This window comes from Enterobacter sp. C6 (genome assembly GCF_008122455.1).
Taxonomy (GTDB): Bacteria; Pseudomonadota; Gammaproteobacteria; order Enterobacterales; family Enterobacteriaceae; genus Enterobacter; species Enterobacter pseudoroggenkampii.
Genome location: NZ_QPFW01000215.1, coordinates 20098 through 37367, shown reverse-complemented (window position 1 = coordinate 37367; position 17270 = coordinate 20098). Strand labels below are relative to the sequence as shown.

Here is a 17270-nt window from a genome sequence, read left to right as displayed (position 1 = left end):
CGGACATCTTCAGCACCGCGGTGTTGCCCAACGCCAGGCAGGGTGCGACCTTCCAGGTGGCGGTCATAAACGGCACGTTCCACGGCGACACCAGCGCGCAGACGCCCACCGGCTGCACCAGGGTGTAGTTGAGCATCTTGTCGTCAACCGGGTAGGTCTTGCCGTTCATTTGCTGGCACACCTCGGCGAAAAATTCGAAGTTGTGCGAGGCGCGCGGGATCAGCACGTTTTTGGTCTGGTGGATCGGCAGCCCGGTATCGGCGGTTTCCATGGCGGCAATCTCGGGCACGTTCTGGTCGATCAGGTCACCCAGACGACGCATCAGGCGCGCGCGCTCCTTCATCGGCAGGTTGGCCCACTTCGGGAACGCCTCTTTGGCGGCGGCAACGGCCTGGTGGATTTCGGCCTCGCCGCCGGCGGCCACTTCTGCCAGGACCTCGCCGGAGGCCGGGTTAGTAGTGTGGAAGTAGTCGCTGCCCGCGACGTTTTTACCGTTGATCCAGTGGTTAATCTTTTTCATTTTGCCGTCTCCTCACTCACAATTCGGTTCACCAGGCGTCCCACGCCTTCCACTTCCACCACCACCTCATCGCCCGGCACCACGTCGGAGAGCCCCTTCGGCGTGCCGGTGGCAATCATGTCGCCCGGCTGCAGGGTCATAAAGTCGCTCAGGTACGCAATCAGGTACGGGATGCTGAAGATCAGATCCGCCGTGGTGCCTTCCTGACGCAGCTCGCCGTTAACGAAGGTGCGCAGGGCGAGGTTGTGCGGGTCGGGAATGGCTGCTTTTGGCACGATGTTTGGGGAAATGGGGGTCAGCCCGTCGCGGCTTTTCACCCGCAGGTTCGGGCGGTAGTAGTTTTCCAGGTAGTCGCGGATGGCGTAGTCGTTGCAGACCGTATAGCCCGCAACATAGTCCATCGCCTCGGCTTCGCTCACCTTACGGGCGGTTTTGCCGATGACCACCACCAGCTCCGCTTCGTAATGCATGTATTCGATATTGTTCGGACGCACCGACGTCTGGTTGTCGCCGTTGAAGGTGTTCGGCGCTTTGATAAATACCAGCGGCTCGGTGGGCGGCTTGAAGTCCAGCTCGCTGGCGTGATCGGCATAGTTCAGACCGAGGGCAAACAGCGTGGCGTGCGGCGGCGTGCTGTGCGCAATAGTGACGTTGCGCTCATCCACCACCGGGTTTTCCAGCGGCGGAAAGCCCTCCGCCAGAATACGCACGCGATCGCCCGGACGGATCTCAACGCGGCTGTGAGGGGTGCCGAGCAGGATCGCATCGCCGGGATTGAGGGTGGCGAACTCGCTCAGGGCGCTCAGCAGTTCGGCAGCGTTACGCTGAAGATCGGCGGTGTTCCAGTGGTCCGCTTCGCGGCCGTTGATCTCGGTGATGATGGTCAGGTTATCTACGTTATCAAGGGCGACAAGTTCGCCGAGCGGGCAGAATCCGTCACGACATTTGGCCTTGATGGCCGGGCGATAGAAGCTCTCTTCCGGCAGGCTCACCTCGTTGGCCAGCGCATACCCCGCGATGTGCTCCGCAGCGTCCTCCACGCGTACCTTGCTGGCGGTTTTACCGATCACCAGCGCCACCGTCGCGCCGCTGAGCACCTTTTCCCCCTGCGGGAGCGGAATGGGTTCGCCCGCACGAATCACGGTGTTATGGGGTTTGATAAACCACACGGCTGTTTTCGGCGGCGTGTTGTAGGGGGCTTTTTCAAATGCCTCACGCCAGGCTTCACGCTGGCTTTGATGGTTGAGGGCGACGGCAAAAACGGTACCTTTCATTCACATACTCCTCAGGCCGGATGTCCTGTTTGGATTTCATTAATATGTTAATGATCTGGTTTTATGCTTTTGCTGCTCATTTCGCAATCAGAAGTGAAAAATTTGTGATATGAATAACAATAAATTTACATATTGAGTTTTATGTGTATTAAAATCAGTGACTTAATAAAATTGATGGGTTTCTGTTAGACTTTTTGAGGGAAAACGTGTTGTTTATAAAAACATCTTTTAGTGATTGTTTACTTGTTAATGATGTGAAGGGAAGAGGCTATGCATGATTCATTAACCATCGCGCTGCTGCAGGCGCGGGAAGCGGCGATGTCCTACTTCCGCCCGATCGTGAAGCGCCATAATCTGACCGAGCAGCAGTGGCGTATTGTGCGCGTGCTGGCTGAACATCCGTCGATGGATTTTCACGATCTGGCGTTTCGCACCTGCATCCTGCGCCCGAGCCTGACCGGTATTCTGACGCGCATGGAGCGTGACGGCCTGGTGCTGCGCCTAAAGCCGGTGAACGACCAGCGCAAGCTGTACGTGTCGCTGACCAAAGAGGGGAATGCGCTGTATGAACACGCTCAGGCGCAGGTCGAAGAGGCGTATCAGCAGATTGAGGCGGAATATACGCCGGAGAAGATGAAACAGCTGACGGCGCTGCTGGAAGAGTTTATTGAACTCGGAAACCGGCATAACGCAGCGCGGGAAGAAGAGTAAAAACCCCAAATTCCAGGATGATTTTCGTAAAGTTTTCCCTTTCCAGGCCGAAAATTCTGTATCTGCCTGAGGAAAGAGAAAACATGTTAAACCGTATCAAGATTGTCACCAGCTTAATGCTGGTTTTAGCGATATTTGGCCTTTTACAACTCACGTCCGGTGGTCTTTTCTTTAATGCTCTGAAGAATGACAAAGAGAATTTCACCGTCCTGCAAACCATTCGCCAGCAACAGTCCACGCTGAACGCCAGCTGGGTAGCGTTGCTGCAAACCCGTAATACCCTGAACCGCGCGGGTATCCGCTACATGATGGATCAGAGCAATATCGGCAGCGGCGCGACCGTTAACGATTTGATGCAAATCGCGTCTACGTCTCTGAAACAGGCGGAAAAAAACTGGGCTGCCTACGAAGCCCTGCCGCGCGATCCGCGTCAAAACGACGCTGAAGCGATGGAGATCAAGCGTAACTATGATATTTACCACGGCGCGCTGGCGGAGCTGATCCAGCTGCTGGGCGCGGGCAAAATCAACGCCTTCTTCGACCAGCCGACCCAGAGCTATCAGGACGGTTTTGAGAAGCAGTACGTGAGCTACCTGCAGCAGAACGACAAGCTGTACCAGATGGCGGTCGAAGACAGCAACAGCTCCTTCAGCCAGGCTATCTGGGTGCTGATCAGCGTCCTGATTGCCGTGCTGGTGGTGATCGTGGCCGTCTGGCTCAACATCAAGCAGACGCTGATCTCCCCGCTGAATCGTCTGATCGACAACATTCGCCATATCGCCAGCGGCGACCTGGTGAAGCGTATTGAGGTTCAGGGCACCAACGAAATGGGTGAACTGGCCGACTCGCTGCGTCATATGCAGGGTGAGCTGGTGCGTACCGTTGGCGACGTGCGTAACGGCGCGAACGCGATCTACAGCGGCGCGAGTGAAATCGCGATGGGCAATAACGACCTCTCCTCCCGTACTGAACAGCAGGCCGCTTCCCTGGAAGAGACCGCTGCCAGCATGGAGCAGCTGACGGCGACCGTTAAGCAGAACGCCGAGAACGCCCGTCAGGCGAGCCATCTTGCCCTGAGCGCCTCCGAAACCGCGCAGAAAGGCGGCAAAGTGGTGGATAACGTGGTGCAGACCATGCGCGATATCGCGGGCAGCTCGCAGAAAATTGCCGACATTATCAGCGTGATCGACGGCATTGCTTTCCAGACCAACATCCTGGCACTGAACGCGGCGGTAGAAGCGGCGCGTGCGGGCGAGCAGGGCCGTGGCTTTGCGGTGGTGGCCGGTGAAGTGCGTAACCTGGCCCAGCGCAGTGCCCAGGCGGCTCGTGAAATCAAGAGCCTGATTGAAGACTCCGTGGGTCGCGTGGAAGTGGGTTCAACGCTGGTAGAAAGCGCCGGTGAAACCATGGGTGAGATCGTGAACGCGGTGACCCGCGTAACGGACATCATGGGTGAAATCGCCTCTGCGTCTGACGAGCAGAGCCGCGGTATCGACCAGGTGGGTCTGGCGGTAGCTGAGATGGATCGCGTGACCCAGCAGAACGCCTCGCTGGTTGAAGAGTCTGCCGCGGCTGCGGCCGCACTGGAAGAGCAGGCGAGCCGTCTGACTCAGGCCGTGGCGGTGTTCCGCATTCAGCAGGAGCAGATGAAAGCGCGCGAATTCGCTGCGGCTAAAGCGGTTTCCACGCCGGTGATGGCGCGTAAAACCGCGACGGTCGATTCAGGCGATAACTGGGAAACGTTCTAACTCTGTGCGTTGTGCCGGGTGACGGCTGCGCCTTACCCGGCCTACGGTTAAGGGTTTTGTAGGCCCGGTAAGCGCAGTGCCACCGGGCGATATTACAGAGGCAGGCGCATGGCGCAGCGCGTTTCATACGCGAAACCGTGCGCTGTCTCTTCTTCCCTTTTCTGACGCAGTTCAGGCGTCAGCGTCGTCATTTTTTTAAACCCTAGCTTTGCATAGAACGGCGCGTTCCACGGTACGTCCCGGAACGTCGTCAACGTCAGCGACGTCAGCCCCAGCGTGCGGGCATGGTCAGCCGCACAGGCGATAAGCTGCCGGCCAATCCCTTTTCCCTGCCAGTTCAGATCGACCGAAAGCTCCACGATAAACAGCGACGAAGAGTGCGCTTCGGTGAGGATAAACCCCACGGGGCGGTCGTTCACCCGCGCCAGCCAGCTTAGCCCACGTTCGACATACTCAAGGTGCTTCTCAGCAGAAATGACTTCACCGTCGGCAAGCCAGGCGAGCTCCGGGTCTTCACGAAAGCGCTCGCCCGCCGCGCGTTCAATGGCGGGCAGGGCGGCAACGTCGCCGGGACGTGTGGGTCGAAGGGTGATGTTAAGGTCGACCATTAGCCTGCTCGACTCACAATTTTAATTTCGACCATGCCAATTCCGAGCTCGCGCGGTGAATGGCCAAGAATATTCCCTTCATTGGTGGACTGCGGATCCGGCGGGACGATCACCAGGGTATTGCTGCGCGAAGGATTCTCAAAATGCAGCGTATGCGTGCTCACGTCGTTCCCGAGCGTCAGCGTCTGCTCCCGATCGCCCACGCGCACCGGTACGGGCTTGTTAGCGTTAGGGCCATACGCTCTGGCGGTGATCACCAGGTCGAACTGTTCCGGCAGCGGATGGGTGTACTCAATTTTCACCTCATTGCCCAGCTGCGCGTTTGACCAGCGTCCCCAGGACTCCGGCCGCGAGATGCCGCTAAACTGCTTCACTTCTTCCGGCGCGCCGGCCACGTTAAAGATAAAGCTGTCCGCTTTGTAGCGAATATCGTTGTCGCTGATTTTCAGCATGTCGATGTTGTGCTGATAGCGCGCCGTATCAATTACCGTATCTTTAAACGCGGTTTTGCCTTTCCACTGGGCTTTATCCACGTGCTGTACGGTTTGCTCCCCGCCAAGCTGACCCTGAGAGACGCACCAGTCGGTAGAGAGCGCCAGCGGCTGCGACCAGAGCTGGCCCATCTTGTAACATCTGTCGACCCAGACGAAATTATCGCGTGGCGCAAAATCGGCCAGCTGATAGCGCAGCGGCGCGGAATATTCGCTTTCCGGCAGGGGCTCAACGCGTCCCTCCGACACGCGCACCAGCAGCGGCAGACGGAAGTTGCTGCCCGAGAAGGCAATGGTGTTTTTATCCCGATCGACGGTGAAGTCCTTCATCTCTTTCGGGAAGTTCCACAGGCGGATGATGTCGGGCTTCCAGGCAAGGATTTTTTCCTTCATGTTGAGGAACACTTCCGACAGGGATTGCCCCGACAGCGTGCTCCGGCCCAGGCCAATAAAGTTGTCACCGCCCAGGATGTCCAGCACGGTGGCGCCGTTATCCATGGAGTTGCGTTTGGTGGCGATCTCCTCCTGCTGCGGCTGGTCGCCGCGCAGGACGAAGAACAGATTGCTGCGATCCTGCTTGTTGAGCTGATCCCAGGCGCTGTTTTTCATCGCCAGATGGTCAGACGAAACGACGATGACGGTGTTTTTAAACCAGGGTGAGGCTTTGATTTTCTCGACCAGCGCGGCAATGTGCTCCTGACTGCAGGTGACGGCGCTGAACGATTTATTGTTTTTACCATCAATGTCATAGCTTTTGCGCTTGCAGGTGCGCGAGACAAACCCGTCCGGATGGTGGGTGTCCACCGTCAGCGCAAAGAGAGAGAAACGCTTGCCCGCGCGGGACAGCTCCTCGAATTTCTTCCAGGTTTCGTCGAGTACCGTATCGTCATAGAAGCCCCAGTCGTTGCGGTAGTTTGGGTCGGCAACCGTCGTTTTTAACTCTTCTGAGCCATACAGGTGATCAAAACCGTGGGATTTCAGGAACACATCTTTTCCGGCGAAGCGCAGGTTTGCCCCCTGCACAAAATAGTTTTCGTAACCGGAGTTTTTCAGGATATCGCCGAGGCAAATATTCTGCGGGAAGAAGGTCGACATGGAGGCTGAGGCGTTACCTTCAAAAGGCGCGAACAGCGGGATACCGCACTGGGAGGCAACCATCCCGGCAATCGTGTAATCCGTACCGGGCAGCTGCATGGTGTGGCTGAAATCAAGACCTTCATTTTTCAGCGCACCCAGGTCCGGCGTCAGGTCAGGGAACGCATCGTTATCAAAGTACGTGCGTTCCAGGCTTTCACCGTAGATGTAGACCAGGTTGAGCTTCGGGTTGGCGATCGTTTTCGACGGCTCTTTGTAGTAAGCCACGAAATCCGGATCGCCGTCGCGCGACTGGGATTTCACCAGCTCGGTGATCTGATGGAACGCCGGGCTGGCGTCGACGGAGGCCAGCGCCAGGAATAACGCCAGCAGGCTGTAGCCATGATGGTGTGGATGATGGCGACGTCGACGCAGCACCCAGGCCAGCGCGCCAAAAATGGTGACCAGCGCGACGACAAGGCCGAGCCCCGGAAGAATGTACTTGCTGACCCCCGCGCCCGTCAGGCTGTTTGTCAGCGTGTAGAGCACCGCATCGTTAATGCCGTCACCGGTAAAGTAATCGCTGGCGTATAAGGTAATGTTTAAAATAATAAAAATGCCGAGCACAACCAGCGTGGCGATAAACCACCAGGTGTGACGGCCGGCTTTGCAGGCGTAAACGCCGACAGAAGCCAGAAAAAGGATAAGAGACATGAATTCAGACAACAGCATATCCTCGTGACGCCAGATGCTTCGCTGGCTAACTGTTTATTTTTTGGGTCATACAATGTAATTGCGATGTCGTTAAGCTGCAATTTTAGTGTCACGAAAGTGTGCTGTTGTTAGGATTTGGTTTAGAAAATCGTTTTTATGAAGGTGTGCACATCCTGACAAACGGACGCTGAGACGGTGGCAGGTGGGAAAAACGCTCATTTAGCGCCGCGCTGCAAGACTATCGCATTAAACGCGGCGTGTTGTGGCAGAAAATGGGGTGGATCAGGAGATGAAATTAACGCCTTGTTTCAGCACCAGATCGCAGGCTTTGGTTTTCACCTGTTTGGCCAGAGAGGAGTTGCCGAGGGTGCTCAGGTTAAGCTGCTGACCGTTCTGCGCGTTAAGCAGGCCCTGAATGCCGTCCATATAGTTGGTGTCCGCTTTTTGCTCCTGGGTATCCAGACCCAGTTTACCCAGCACCTGGTTTTTCACGTTTTGCGCATCGGTCACGGAGGCCAGTTTTTGCTTCGCGCAATATTCCAGAATCCCCGCCGCGTTGTTCATCGTGCCCGCGCTCAGGCTCTGACCGCTGTTGCCCAGCAGGCTGGTGAGGGAAGAGGCGGAGAGTCCGCCCTGCGTGCTGCTGCTCTCTTTGGTCAGCTCGTTTGCTGCGCTTGACAGGGACTCCTGCCAGGACGCCGCTTGCGCTGCGCCGGTCACCAGCAGCGCGCCTAAAAGGGTGCTGACAATCATCTGTTTTTTCATCATGGCTCTCTCAAAAAGGTCCGTTTTGGGCCGAAGGGGTTCCAGTATATACCTGCGACCTGTCGGCGATTCCTGGAACTGTCTTAATACTCTTTGCCGGTGACGCGGCTGCGGTAACTTTCCCAGTCGAAGATGACATACAGGCTGTTACCCAGCTTCATGCGGTCCATGACGCGTTCCCCCAGCAGGCGGGTCATCTCGTCAATATTGTGGTTCGTCAGCATGCCGGTGGGGCGCTTGGACGAGGAGCGGCGATCGACAATCTGGTTGATGATCACTTTTTCATAGCGCGATTCCGTCTGAACGCCAATCTCGTCGATGACCAGCAGGTCGACATTACTCAGATCGTTAAGCAGCTGTTCTTCGCTGGTTTCGCGGTTGCTGAAGGTGTCTTTCATCGCAGACATGATATCGGCCACGGTGATGATAAGAACCGATTTACCGCGCAGAAGCAGCTCGTTGCAGATAGCGGCAGCAAGGTGATTTTTTCCGGTGCCCGGCTTGCCGCTAAAGATGAAGCTGGCGATATTGCCGTCGAATTCATCCACGTACTGCCGTGCGGCGGCCAGCGCGTTCATCTGCCCGGTGGTCTCAATTTTATAGTTATCGAACGAGCAGTTCTGGTGCAGGGGACGGATACCGGAACGGTTAAAGGTGCGCTGCATTTTCATCGCCCGGTTTTCGCGGGCGAGCGCGGCGGCGCGGATCTCACCTTGCTCTTTTTGCCATGCCAGCAGCTCTTCACCGGTGGTGAAAGCGGGCTTCACGTTGGCAGGCATCATTTTTTGCAGACGTTTCATCAGGTCGCCGACGTTCTTCATTTCGCACCTCGGAATCCGCTGGGGATCTGTTTATCCGGTTCTGAAAACGCATTGATATCACGTTTTGGCTGGCCGTTGTTGCCGGCGCGGGTAATCTGGAGATGACGCGCGAGCTTTTGCTGCCACTGAATGTGGGTGAACACTTTCCCTTCTGCCTGCCACCAGGCGGTAAACGCGGCGAGCTCTTCCGCGGTGGCGGGTTGGGTTAACGCAATGCCCCACAGCGCGGCCTGCCGCTGGAAATCCGCATCCGGTTGCCAGCCCGCATAGAGGGCAAATTTGCCCATCGGAACGGTCACGGGAACGTTAACCGGTTCATCAAAGAACTGGCTATCCAGCGTGACATCGCTCGCCGGGCGTGACACTTGTGCTTCGATCTCCAGAAGCTGTGCCAGACGTTCCGGTGTGATTGCGTAAAACGCCGGCGCGTTGTCGGCAAAAACCGCAACCGTGCCGCCTTCGGCGTGAGTCAACACACCGCGTGGGTCGCGCATAAAGGCATCAATGCCAGCAATGCTGGTGGTCAGAAGTCTGGAGGACATAACGCTTACTCTACTGATTACTACGGGCGTGATATGGACTTATGGTAGCACAGAGAGGGGAAAGGAAAGGAGGGGTAAAGTGCGGGCTGATGCCCTCACCCTGACCCTCTCCCACAGGGAGAGGGAACTGAAGGGATTACGCGATGATGTTCAGTGTCACGTCAATGTTGCCGCGGGTCGCGTTAGAGTACGGGCAAACAATGTGCGCCGCATCGACCAGCTTTTTGGCTTCCGCAGGATCCATACCTTCAACGTGGATGTTCAGTTTCGCTTCGATACCAAAACCGGTTGGCAGGGGGCCAATACCCACTTCGCCTTCAATAAAAGCATCTTTAGGTAGGGTAAATTTGTCGCGTGCGGCCACAAACTTCATCGCGCCCAGGAAGCAGGCAGAGTAGCCGGCAGCAAACAGCTGCTCAGGGTTCGTCACTTCTCCCCCCATGCCGCCCATCTCTTTTGGCACGCCCAATTTTACGTCCAGTACGCCATCGGAGGAGGTGGCTCGGCCGTCACGGCCTCCGGTGGCTTTTGCTTTGGCGGTATAAACAACTTTTTCTAAAGACATGGCAGGTTCCTCATCTTGTTTAATGTGCACTATTAAATAGCGTGCGATATATATGGGTAATAATCACGCGTAAAGTATAGCTTTACGCGCGGTGTAGCTGTTGTCGCAAAAGTTCGAGCTGCTGTTTGAGCGCCAGCAGGGTGTCGGTATCACACTGCGCTGCGCAACCCACCGCATGGGGGATACCCAATGCCTGCTGCTGCAGTTCACGTCCCGCTTCACTCAGGGTGACGGCGACCTGGCGTTCATCTTTGCGTGAACGGTGGCGGTTGATGAGCCCGGCGCTTTCCAGACGCTTCAACAGCGGCGTCAGAGTTGCAGAGTCCAGAAACAGCCGTTCACCGATGTCCGACACCGTCATATCATCCTGCTCCCACAGCACCAGCATCACCAGATATTGCGGGTAGGTCAGGTTCAGCGGTGCCAGCAGCTGCCGGTACAGCTTGTTAAGCGCCAGGTTTGCCGAATAGAGGGCAAAGCAGAGCTGGTTATCCAGCTTGAGCGCAGCGGTTGCGTCGTTCGTTTTCGCGTTCATGAGATGAATATAGATAGTGCGCGATTTAATTGCAAGCAATTTTATGGGCAAGTATAGCGGAGCGCCACCTGAACGGCCATTTTGCGGTAGTGCTGGCGCTGAGCCTGCTCGTTTGCGCTTTCTTCAAACAACAGCGTAAAGGTGTAGCTGTTGGCAACGTAGTGAAAGCTGAAGCTGCTTATCAGACGATGAAGATCGCGGGCGTCTACCGTCTCACTGAAGAGCTGTTTTTCTTTGCCCCGGCGCAGGATCTCCTCCAGCAGGTCGAGCGCGCTGCGGTTGACCTGGCGGAGATAGCTCGACTGCTGCATAAAGCGGCCGCGCTGCATGTTTTCCATGCAGATAATCCGGATGTAGTCAGGGTGGTCGGCATGATAGTCAAAGGTGGCTTCAACCAGATTGACCAGCGCTTCGACCGGGGGCATTCCCGTCAGGCTTAGCGCTTTTTCACTGGCGCGAATCTGGGTGTAAACATGTTCCAGAACCAGGAGATAGAGGTTCTCTTTATTCTTGAAATGGTAAACCACCATGCGTTTGGTGGTACCCGCTTTCTCTGCGATCTGCTCCATCCGTGCACCGTTCAATCCATACTCGGCAAAAAGCGCGATGGCGCTCTGAAAGATTTTCTCTTTCAGGCTGGATTCTTCACTGTGCTCGGGGTGTTCGCTGCCAGGGTTAGCCACATCCTTTCCTTATTTTCACCAAACGGACCAGAAGAATTATCTCCACGGCAGCGAAATAATACAAATATCAAACGCGTGGGCGTTTGCGGTACAGCCACAGTCCGGGGATCGACAGCCCGATAGAGAGCGCGCCGACGATGGATGACGCCTTAAGGAAGTTGCTCAGGAGGAGGATCATCTGAGGCTCGGTATAACCGAAATGGCTGATTTTCACTGCGGAAATCATCGCCGTATACGCAGATATGCCTGGGAACATCGGGATCACCGCGGCAACGGTGAACACTTTGGGATGCGCCAGATACCAGCGCGACCACTGGATGCCGATACTGCCGACCAGCATGGAAGCGATGAACGTTGACCATTCGATGTTGAAACCCGCCGTCATCATCACCATTCGCGAGCCATGGCCAATCGCACCCAGCAGCGCGCACCACGGCAGCGCGCGTTGCGGTACGTTAAATACCATCGCGAAGCCGACGGCAGGGATGGCGGCCAGAAGCATGTCCTGTGCCAGCGCCAGCAGAAAATCTATCACGCCCATCCGCGTAACCCCCAGAGAGTCATGGCCATGACCACGCCGATGCAGGTCGCCAGCGTCAGCAGGCTGGCGATAGCCCAGCGTGCCAGACCGGTATTGATATGCCCTTTAAACATGTCGGCGACGGCGTTGATCAGCGGAAAGCCCGGGACCAGCAGAAGCACGCTGGCGGCCATTGCAACGGTTGGGGTGTTGGCAAACTGCGGCAGGCGCAGAAGCAGGCCGGAAACCGTGGTGGCGACAAACGCGGTAATGCAGAAGTTAATTTGCGGGTGCAGCTGCCGGTGCGTGAGCAGCTGGCGAACATACATGGCGATACTGCTGGCAAAAAAGGTGACGAGCGCGCCGTCCCAGCCGCCTTTATTGAGCTTACAAAAGCAGGCGCAAGAGAGCCCTACCATTAACACGACGAGCCAGCGCGGATAACGTAATGGCTTGATCTGGTTGAACCGTTTTTCAATTTCATGAAGATCGAGAAGCTTGTGTTCAGCAAGGATGACGATGTGCTGCACTTCGGTCACGACGTGCATGTTAATACCGCGGTCATGGTTTTTGCGTGTGGAGGTCAGGCACTGACCGTCTTTGATCGTGGTCAGCACAATGGCGTTAGATGAGATTGCGCTTTCAACGCTATCCATACCCAGCGCCACTCCCAGCCGGGTGGAGAGCTCCTCAACCAGCGCGCTTTCCGCGCCGTGCTGGAGCAGAAAAAGACCGCACTTTATACATAGCCGCGTGATAGCACGCTGCGTTGACCGATCTGCCTGCATGTATTGTCCTGAAAAAGATGGATAGGTTGCCGGTTAGCCCGTAGTGAGTACTTTTAGCACAAAGTGCAGTCCCTCTTGCTGTGGGCCAGATCAAGGTTTGTGCAAACAGTTTCAGCCCGTATCACGAAAGGGGCGTTGGATTAATTTATCAATGCGGTGAATTATAAATATAAAAATATAGAATATTTGTATTTAGTTATTCTAATTTTATATTGTCGTTATTTTAATGGCTCCGCAATTAAATTTATTTGCGCTTTATGAGATATTACCGTTGTTTTAGGCATTTCTTATACTAAGAACATATCTCATCTTCTGCTTGTATTAATCAGTTTTACACTCAGGGACGAAAATACTCATACATTGGTACGTTTTAACGTTACTCATCAAATGAAGAATGGACACGGAGGGTCTATGTTGTCATTGCATGGTAAGTATGGCGTTGTCATTAGCCGGATGCCCGTGATGCAAAACGGGTTAGGGGGCGTGATGGCACGCCATTTCCCGGATTTTGAATTGACCTATTGTCGCTCATTGCAGGAGTTAACACTGCTCCAGCTACGCCGCGCAGATGTCATTATTGCCGATATTTCAGGTGAATACAGAAATCCTCGGGGAACCCTCGAAGAGTATTACGGTTTATTGAACCAATACCGGGACATTCACTGGATCTTTTTAGTCTCGCGGCCGCTTTACCCTATTGCGGTTGAGTTGCTTATGCGCCCGGAAAGCACGTTGCTGTCTGATATGGAGCCCATTGAAGGCGTGGTTAACGCGATTCGGGCAGGTAGCGAGCGGGCAGAGCGGATAAGCCAGACGTTATTAACCCCGGAGCCTCAAAGTACGGAGGATGAAGACGAACACGTTATCGCACTCACGCACTCCGAACGCAAGGTACTGCGTCTGTTAGGTAAAGGATGGGGGATTAACCAAATCGCCACATTGCTGAAGAAGAGCAATAAAACCATCAGTGCGCAGAAAAACAGTGCGATGCGGCGGCTATCTTTACGTAGTAATGCCGATATGTACGCCTGGATCAACAGTACGCAGGGAATGAGAGAGCTGAATTTGATGTCAGCCTATGGAGAGTTTGAGGAATGGAAAAAACCGATTCAACACGACATATCGCCATCGTCGAAAATTGCACGATGAGTGCTGTTGGGCTACAGCATTTATTTGCGATGCCCGGCCTGAATCACTATCAGCTGCATCTGTTTAGCGAATTTGACAGCTTCAAGAAAGCACTTCAGCACGTCAATTTTTTCTCGCTGATCTATTCACTTTCCGATGCACGAGAGGAGCGCCGTAACTGTCTGGCGCACCTGCGGGAGCTCGCGTTTACGCATGGTCATATCCAGCGCATTATCCTGGTCGCTGATGAGACGGAAGCACGGTTAGTTAGCCATCTTTCACCGTCACGCCTTCACGGTGTGGTCAGTAAATCGCTGACGCTTGAGCACCTGCAGCAGGAACTTATGGTGTTGTTGAGTGAAACGCTGCGCATCAATGACAATATGATGAATCACTGGTACCGGAGCCAAAACAGAATGTTAAGCCCAACGGAACGGGCAATATTGCGTTATATGTCTTGCGGCTATTCTATTCCTCAAATCGCGGCACAGCTTGAACGCAATATTAAGACCATCCGGGCGCATAAGTTTAATGCGATGGTGAAGCTGGGGGTGAGCTCTGACGTCGGGTTGCTCGATGCGGCGGATATTATTACTCACCTTCCGGCAAGAGAACCGCGAAGTTCGGCACTCAGCAAGCCGACCTTTTTATAGCCAGCCCGGTGCGCGCCAGACAGGCTCTGGCGCATCAATCAGATGCAAACGTCAACCCACTTTGCGGAAGTCAGCTCTGCCATTCTGTCAGGTGAAATACGCACGGCACTATGAATTGCGCCTGCGGCGGGCAGGACTTCGGCGTACTGCTTTAATGAGATATCGCAGTAAACCGCGAGCGGATTTTCCAGCCCGAACGGGCACACGCCGCCAACGGGATGACCGGTGATGGTCACCACTTCATCACTGCTGAGCATGCGCGCTTTCGCACCAAACGTGTCTTTCAGCTTTTTGTTATCCAGGCGCGCATCGCCTTTCGCCACCACCAGAATCACCTCATTTTTCACCTTGAGTGACAAGGTCTTGGCGATTTGTCCCGGTTCAACACGATGGGCGGCAGCAGCCAACGCAACGGTAGCGGTACTCTGGCTAAGTTCAATTACGTCTATATCCGGCGCGTTGTCGGCAAAAAACTGCTGTACAGACTGCAAACTCATTGTTTCCTCCTGACAAATATCCTGCGTAATCTGTCATAAGAATTTATGCTCTGTAAATATCTCTTAAGTAACAAATATCCCGAACGGCTGATTTCTGGATCCTCTTCACATTCACAGAAACCGGTTACAGTAACCGGTTGCAGAGCGTGATGCGTCGATTAATACTGAGTACGTAACGTCCCCTGTATCCAATAATAAGAGCCAAATATGAAACCATTTCGTCTGAGCAGTACCGCTGGTACACAAGCCAGCAAGGTTGTGAAGCTGATTTATGGAACAACGTGCGGCGCGAAAGTGCCCGTAACAAACGTCTGACAGGAGATCTGCCATGTCTGCCAACCATGCTGCGTTTAACCTGATATTCCGTTTCGTTGAAAATTACGTGAGCCCGATTGCCGGGCGGATCTCTTCCCAGCGTCATGTCATGGCTATTCGTGATGGGTTCATCTCCGCGATGCCATTTATGATTGTGGGTTCATTTTTGTTAGTGTTCGCTTATCCACCTTTTTCGCCTGATACCACGTGGGGTTTCGCCCGCGCCTGGCTGGATATGGCGAAGCAGTTTGAAGGCCAAATCCTGACGCCGTTTGATATGACGATGGGCATTATGTCCATTTATATCTGTGCGGCCATTGCCTATAACCTTGGCAAACACTATGTCAAATCGCACCAGTTAGACCCGTTCATGTGCGCCATGCTGTCGCTGATGGCGTTTCTGCTGGTCGCGGCACCGAAAACCAAAGGCACGCTTCCTGTCGACAGTCTGGGGGGAACGGGGATTTTTACCGCGATTCTGGTGGCGATCTACTGCGTTGAGATGATGCGTTTCCTCAAGGCGCATAACATCGGTATTCGCCTGCCAGACCAGGTTCCTCCGATGATCAAAAACTCTTTTGATCTGCTGATCCCGGTGCTGGTGGTGGTGGTGACCCTCTATCCTCTGAGCCTGGTGATTCAGTCTCAGTTCGGCATGCTGATCCCGCAGGCCATTATGTCGGTCTTTAAACCTCTGGTTTCCGCGGCGGATTCCCTGCCTGCGATCCTGCTGGCCGTGTTGATTGGTCATCTGCTATGGTTCGCCGGGATCCACGGCGCCGCCATCGTCTCCGGGATGTTGCAGATGTTCTGGCTGACTAACCTGGGCGCTAACCAGACTGCACTGGCCGCCAGCCAGCCTCTGCCGCATATCTTCATGGAGGCGTTCTGGACGTTCTTTATCGTGATTGGCGGGTCGGGAGCCACGATGGGGCTGGTGATTTGCTATCTGCGCAGTCGTTCAGCGCATTTACGCTCTATTGGCCGTTTGAGCGTGGTTCCCAGCTTCTTTAACATCAACGAGCCGGTCATTTTCGGTACACCGATTGTAATGAATCCGGTGTTCTTTATTCCGTTCCTGCTGGCACCGATGGTCAACGCCGTGCTGGCGTGGGCGGCGATGACATTTGATTTGATTGGGCGCGTCATCTCGGTCGTTCCCTGGACGGCACCGGCGCCGATAGGCGCAGCGTGGGCCCTAGGCTGGGACTTCCGCGCCGCGATTCTGGTTGTGGTTCTGGCCTGCGTATCGGCGATCATCTACTTCCCGTTCTTCAAAGTGTATGAGAAGCAGCTGCTGGAGCAGGAAGCGGAAGAAGCGCAGCGTAGCGCGGAAGAGGACAATCAGCAGGTGGCATAGGTGAAAACAAAACGGCAACGCAGGTTGCCGTTTTTTGTTTTTGTAGGCCCGGTAAGCGAAGCGCCACCGGGCAATTTACTGCTCTACTTCAGCGTGCAATCCCCGCACTGCTTAACGTCCGGCAGGCGATAGCGCTGGCAGCAGGTGCGGCGAACCAGAAGTCCATCACGGAGCACGACGGTTCGGAACAACGGGTTGTCACGGCCATCGGAAAGCTGTTTTGCAAAGAAGCAGGACTGACGCAGGGCGTCAACGTTCTCATCACCGAGAAGCGGCTTCATTTCCGTTAAATACCAGTGGATTAAATAGCCCGTATTGCTCCAGATAAGCTTCCCGTTAATCTCTCCCGTCGCTTCCAGCGCTTCCACCACCGGGATCAGGGCCTGAGTGATAAGCTGCTCCATACGTTCCTGAGCAGTCAGGCGTTCCGCGCTCTGGTCTTCATGTAGATCAATCCAGAAGCAGGCAGCACGTCCGGTTTCGTGAAACTCGACGTGGAAATTATCCGGCGAGAGTTCCAGCATGCTCTTCTGTGTTAAGAGCGCGAGCATGAGGGGAGGCACCATCAGCCCGATATACCACTGTGCCCAGAGTGAGAGCAGGGGTTTATTTTCCCGCGTAAGGGTGGGCTGATTGCGATAGATATGGTCGGAATAGGTGGCCAGCAGCGATTGCAGTTTTGCCGGTTGGCGCCACTCTGAGAGCGTCATGACGTGGTTCGGGGGTGCTTCATCAAGCCGGATAAAGTCCAGCAGGTGGGCGCGCGTTTCTGCAATCTTGTCTCGTATGGCATCCGCAAGCGAAGCATTCCCGCTGGTGAGGGGCGCTCGCCAGAGGAGGGGTTCGACGATGTGTGCGGTATGCGTGGCCATAGTATAGATAGAAATCTAAATGATAATGATTGCCAATCCTAACTATTGCTCATACCAATGGCAAGACTTTTGTCCTGGGGACATCG

Annotated in this window: 19 protein-coding genes; 5 read left to right on the top strand and 14 right to left on the bottom strand. The window is 54.9% G+C overall.

Features of this window, described 5'->3' with window-relative positions:
* Nucleotides 1–520: aldehyde dehydrogenase family protein (locus tag DOU50_RS11315; RefSeq protein WP_148769397.1), on the bottom strand; the 520-nt coding region annotated here is incomplete at its 3' end.
* Nucleotides 517–1794 carry a 4-hydroxyphenylacetate degradation bifunctional isomerase/decarboxylase gene (gene hpaG / locus DOU50_RS11310; protein WP_148769396.1) on the bottom strand — a complete coding sequence of 426 codons (1278 nt, stop codon included), beginning with the start codon at nt 1792–1794 and terminating at the stop codon, nt 517–519. The genes DOU50_RS11315 and hpaG, both read right to left, overlap by 4 nt.
* 270 nt (nt 1795–2064) lie before the next feature.
* On the opposite strand from hpaG, the gene hpaR reads away from it, so the two are divergent.
* Together hpaR and tsr are read left to right on the top strand one after the other, a co-directional pair.
* Nucleotides 2065–2505: a homoprotocatechuate degradation operon regulator HpaR gene (gene hpaR / locus DOU50_RS11305; protein ID WP_023334396.1), complete on the top strand. Its 441-nt coding sequence runs from the start codon at nt 2065–2067 to the stop codon at nt 2503–2505.
* 83 nt (nt 2506–2588) lie between these two features.
* Nucleotides 2589–4253, top strand: a complete 1665-nt coding sequence (gene tsr, locus DOU50_RS11300; protein WP_048991744.1) for a methyl-accepting chemotaxis protein — start codon at nt 2589–2591, stop codon at nt 4251–4253.
* Between the two features lie 92 nt (nt 4254–4345).
* Here the strand turns inward: tsr and DOU50_RS11295 are convergent, their stop codons facing one another.
* The 10 genes from DOU50_RS11295 to DOU50_RS11250 form a co-directional block, all read right to left on the bottom strand.
* Nucleotides 4346–4861, bottom strand: coding sequence for a GNAT family N-acetyltransferase (locus tag DOU50_RS11295; protein ID WP_090419156.1), 516 nt, complete (start codon nt 4859–4861; stop codon nt 4346–4348).
* Entirely contained in the window at nt 4861–7152 is a 2292-nt protein-coding gene (opgB, locus tag DOU50_RS11290; protein WP_090419424.1) for a phosphatidylglycerol--membrane-oligosaccharide glycerophosphotransferase, read from the bottom strand. The genes DOU50_RS11295 and opgB overlap by 1 nt, the downstream gene beginning before the upstream one ends.
* Nucleotides 7153–7422: 270 nt before the next feature.
* Nucleotides 7423–7905: a DUF2501 domain-containing protein gene (locus DOU50_RS11285; protein ID WP_061716004.1), complete on the bottom strand. Its 483-nt coding sequence runs from the start codon at nt 7903–7905 to the stop codon at nt 7423–7425.
* A gap of 83 nt (nt 7906–7988) precedes the next feature.
* Nucleotides 7989–8726 (bottom strand): DNA replication protein DnaC, encoded by a 738-nt coding sequence (gene dnaC, locus DOU50_RS11280; RefSeq protein WP_032643964.1) that lies wholly within the window; start codon nt 8724–8726, stop codon nt 7989–7991.
* Nucleotides 8723–9268 (bottom strand): primosomal protein DnaT, encoded by a 546-nt coding sequence (gene dnaT, locus DOU50_RS11275; protein ID WP_024908281.1) that lies wholly within the window; start codon nt 9266–9268, stop codon nt 8723–8725. The genes dnaC and dnaT overlap by 4 nt, the downstream gene beginning before the upstream one ends.
* A gap of 136 nt (nt 9269–9404) precedes the next feature.
* Entirely contained in the window at nt 9405–9833 is a 429-nt protein-coding gene (locus DOU50_RS11270) for an organic hydroperoxide resistance protein (RefSeq protein ID WP_023310299.1), read from the bottom strand.
* 82 nt (nt 9834–9915) lie between these two features.
* Nucleotides 9916–10368, bottom strand: coding sequence for a MarR family winged helix-turn-helix transcriptional regulator (locus tag DOU50_RS11265; RefSeq protein WP_023293337.1), 453 nt, complete (start codon nt 10366–10368; stop codon nt 9916–9918).
* A 41-nt stretch (nt 10369–10409) separates the two neighbouring features.
* Nucleotides 10410–11051 carry a TetR family transcriptional regulator gene (locus DOU50_RS11260; protein ID WP_061716003.1) on the bottom strand — a complete coding sequence of 214 codons (642 nt, stop codon included), beginning with the start codon at nt 11049–11051 and terminating at the stop codon, nt 10410–10412.
* A 67-nt stretch (nt 11052–11118) separates the two neighbouring features.
* Nucleotides 11119–11592, bottom strand: coding sequence for a threonine/serine exporter (locus DOU50_RS11255; protein WP_024908279.1), 474 nt, complete (start codon nt 11590–11592; stop codon nt 11119–11121).
* Complete coding sequence (locus DOU50_RS11250) at nt 11583–12359, bottom strand: threonine/serine ThrE exporter family protein (RefSeq protein ID WP_024908278.1); 777 nt, start codon at nt 12357–12359, stop codon at nt 11583–11585. Before DOU50_RS11250 ends, DOU50_RS11255 begins: the two co-directional genes overlap by 10 nt.
* A 411-nt stretch (nt 12360–12770) precedes the next feature.
* Here DOU50_RS11250 and DOU50_RS11245 point away from each other — a divergent pair, with 411 nt between their 5' ends.
* On the top strand, nt 12771–13508 hold the full coding sequence (locus tag DOU50_RS11245) for a helix-turn-helix transcriptional regulator (RefSeq protein WP_024908277.1): 738 nt from the start codon (nt 12771–12773) through the stop codon (nt 13506–13508).
* The gene (gene bglJ, locus DOU50_RS11240) at nt 13505–14140 is read left to right on the top strand and encodes a DNA-binding transcriptional activator BglJ (RefSeq protein ID WP_032649905.1); all 636 of its coding nucleotides are present in this window, start codon (nt 13505–13507) and stop codon (nt 14138–14140) included. The genes DOU50_RS11245 and bglJ overlap by 4 nt, the downstream gene beginning before the upstream one ends.
* Before the next feature lie 38 nt (nt 14141–14178).
* Here bglJ and DOU50_RS11235 read toward each other — a convergent pair whose 3' ends face one another.
* The gene (locus DOU50_RS11235) at nt 14179–14637 is read right to left on the bottom strand and encodes a YbaK/EbsC family protein (RefSeq protein WP_008502085.1); all 459 of its coding nucleotides are present in this window, start codon (nt 14635–14637) and stop codon (nt 14179–14181) included.
* A gap of 328 nt (nt 14638–14965) precedes the next feature.
* Here DOU50_RS11235 and DOU50_RS11230 point away from each other — a divergent pair, with 328 nt between their 5' ends.
* On the top strand, nt 14966–16312 hold the full coding sequence (locus tag DOU50_RS11230) for a PTS sugar transporter subunit IIC (RefSeq protein WP_045907731.1): 1347 nt from the start codon (nt 14966–14968) through the stop codon (nt 16310–16312).
* 83 nt (nt 16313–16395) lie between these two features.
* On the opposite strand, the gene fhuF is transcribed toward DOU50_RS11230, so the two are convergent.
* Nucleotides 16396–17184 (bottom strand): siderophore-iron reductase FhuF, encoded by a 789-nt coding sequence (fhuF, locus tag DOU50_RS11225; RefSeq protein ID WP_148769395.1) that lies wholly within the window; start codon nt 17182–17184, stop codon nt 16396–16398.
* Between the last annotated feature and the right edge of the window lie 86 nt (nt 17185–17270).

Excerpts from the sequence above, each read along its gene's own strand:
- hpaG (WP_148769396.1), bottom strand. The coding sequence starts at position 1,794 with ATGAAAGGTACCGTTTTTGCCGTCGCCCTCAACCATCAAAGCCAGCGT.
- hpaR (WP_023334396.1), top strand. The coding sequence starts at position 2,065 with ATGCATGATTCATTAACCATCGCGCTGCTGCAGGCGCGGGAAGCGGCG.
- tsr (WP_048991744.1), top strand. The coding sequence starts at position 2,589 with ATGTTAAACCGTATCAAGATTGTCACCAGCTTAATGCTGGTTTTAGCG.
- DOU50_RS11295 (WP_090419156.1), bottom strand. The coding sequence starts at position 4,861 with ATGGTCGACCTTAACATCACCCTTCGACCCACACGTCCCGGCGACGTT.
- DOU50_RS11285 (WP_061716004.1), bottom strand. The coding sequence starts at position 7,905 with ATGAAAAAACAGATGATTGTCAGCACCCTTTTAGGCGCGCTGCTGGTG.
- dnaC (WP_032643964.1), bottom strand. The coding sequence starts at position 8,726 with ATGAAGAACGTCGGCGACCTGATGAAACGTCTGCAAAAAATGATGCCT.
- dnaT (WP_024908281.1), bottom strand. The coding sequence starts at position 9,268 with ATGTCCTCCAGACTTCTGACCACCAGCATTGCTGGCATTGATGCCTTT.
- DOU50_RS11270 (WP_023310299.1), bottom strand. The coding sequence starts at position 9,833 with ATGTCTTTAGAAAAAGTTGTTTATACCGCCAAAGCAAAAGCCACCGGA.
- DOU50_RS11265 (WP_023293337.1), bottom strand. The coding sequence starts at position 10,368 with ATGAACGCGAAAACGAACGACGCAACCGCTGCGCTCAAGCTGGATAAC.
- DOU50_RS11255 (WP_024908279.1), bottom strand. The coding sequence starts at position 11,592 with ATGGGCGTGATAGATTTTCTGCTGGCGCTGGCACAGGACATGCTTCTG.
- DOU50_RS11250 (WP_024908278.1), bottom strand. The coding sequence starts at position 12,359 with ATGCAGGCAGATCGGTCAACGCAGCGTGCTATCACGCGGCTATGTATA.
- DOU50_RS11245 (WP_024908277.1), top strand. The coding sequence starts at position 12,771 with ATGTTGTCATTGCATGGTAAGTATGGCGTTGTCATTAGCCGGATGCCC.
- bglJ (WP_032649905.1), top strand. The coding sequence starts at position 13,505 with ATGAGTGCTGTTGGGCTACAGCATTTATTTGCGATGCCCGGCCTGAAT.
- DOU50_RS11235 (WP_008502085.1), bottom strand. The coding sequence starts at position 14,637 with ATGAGTTTGCAGTCTGTACAGCAGTTTTTTGCCGACAACGCGCCGGAT.
- DOU50_RS11230 (WP_045907731.1), top strand. The coding sequence starts at position 14,966 with ATGTCTGCCAACCATGCTGCGTTTAACCTGATATTCCGTTTCGTTGAA.
- fhuF (WP_148769395.1), bottom strand. The coding sequence starts at position 17,184 with ATGGCCACGCATACCGCACACATCGTCGAACCCCTCCTCTGGCGAGCG.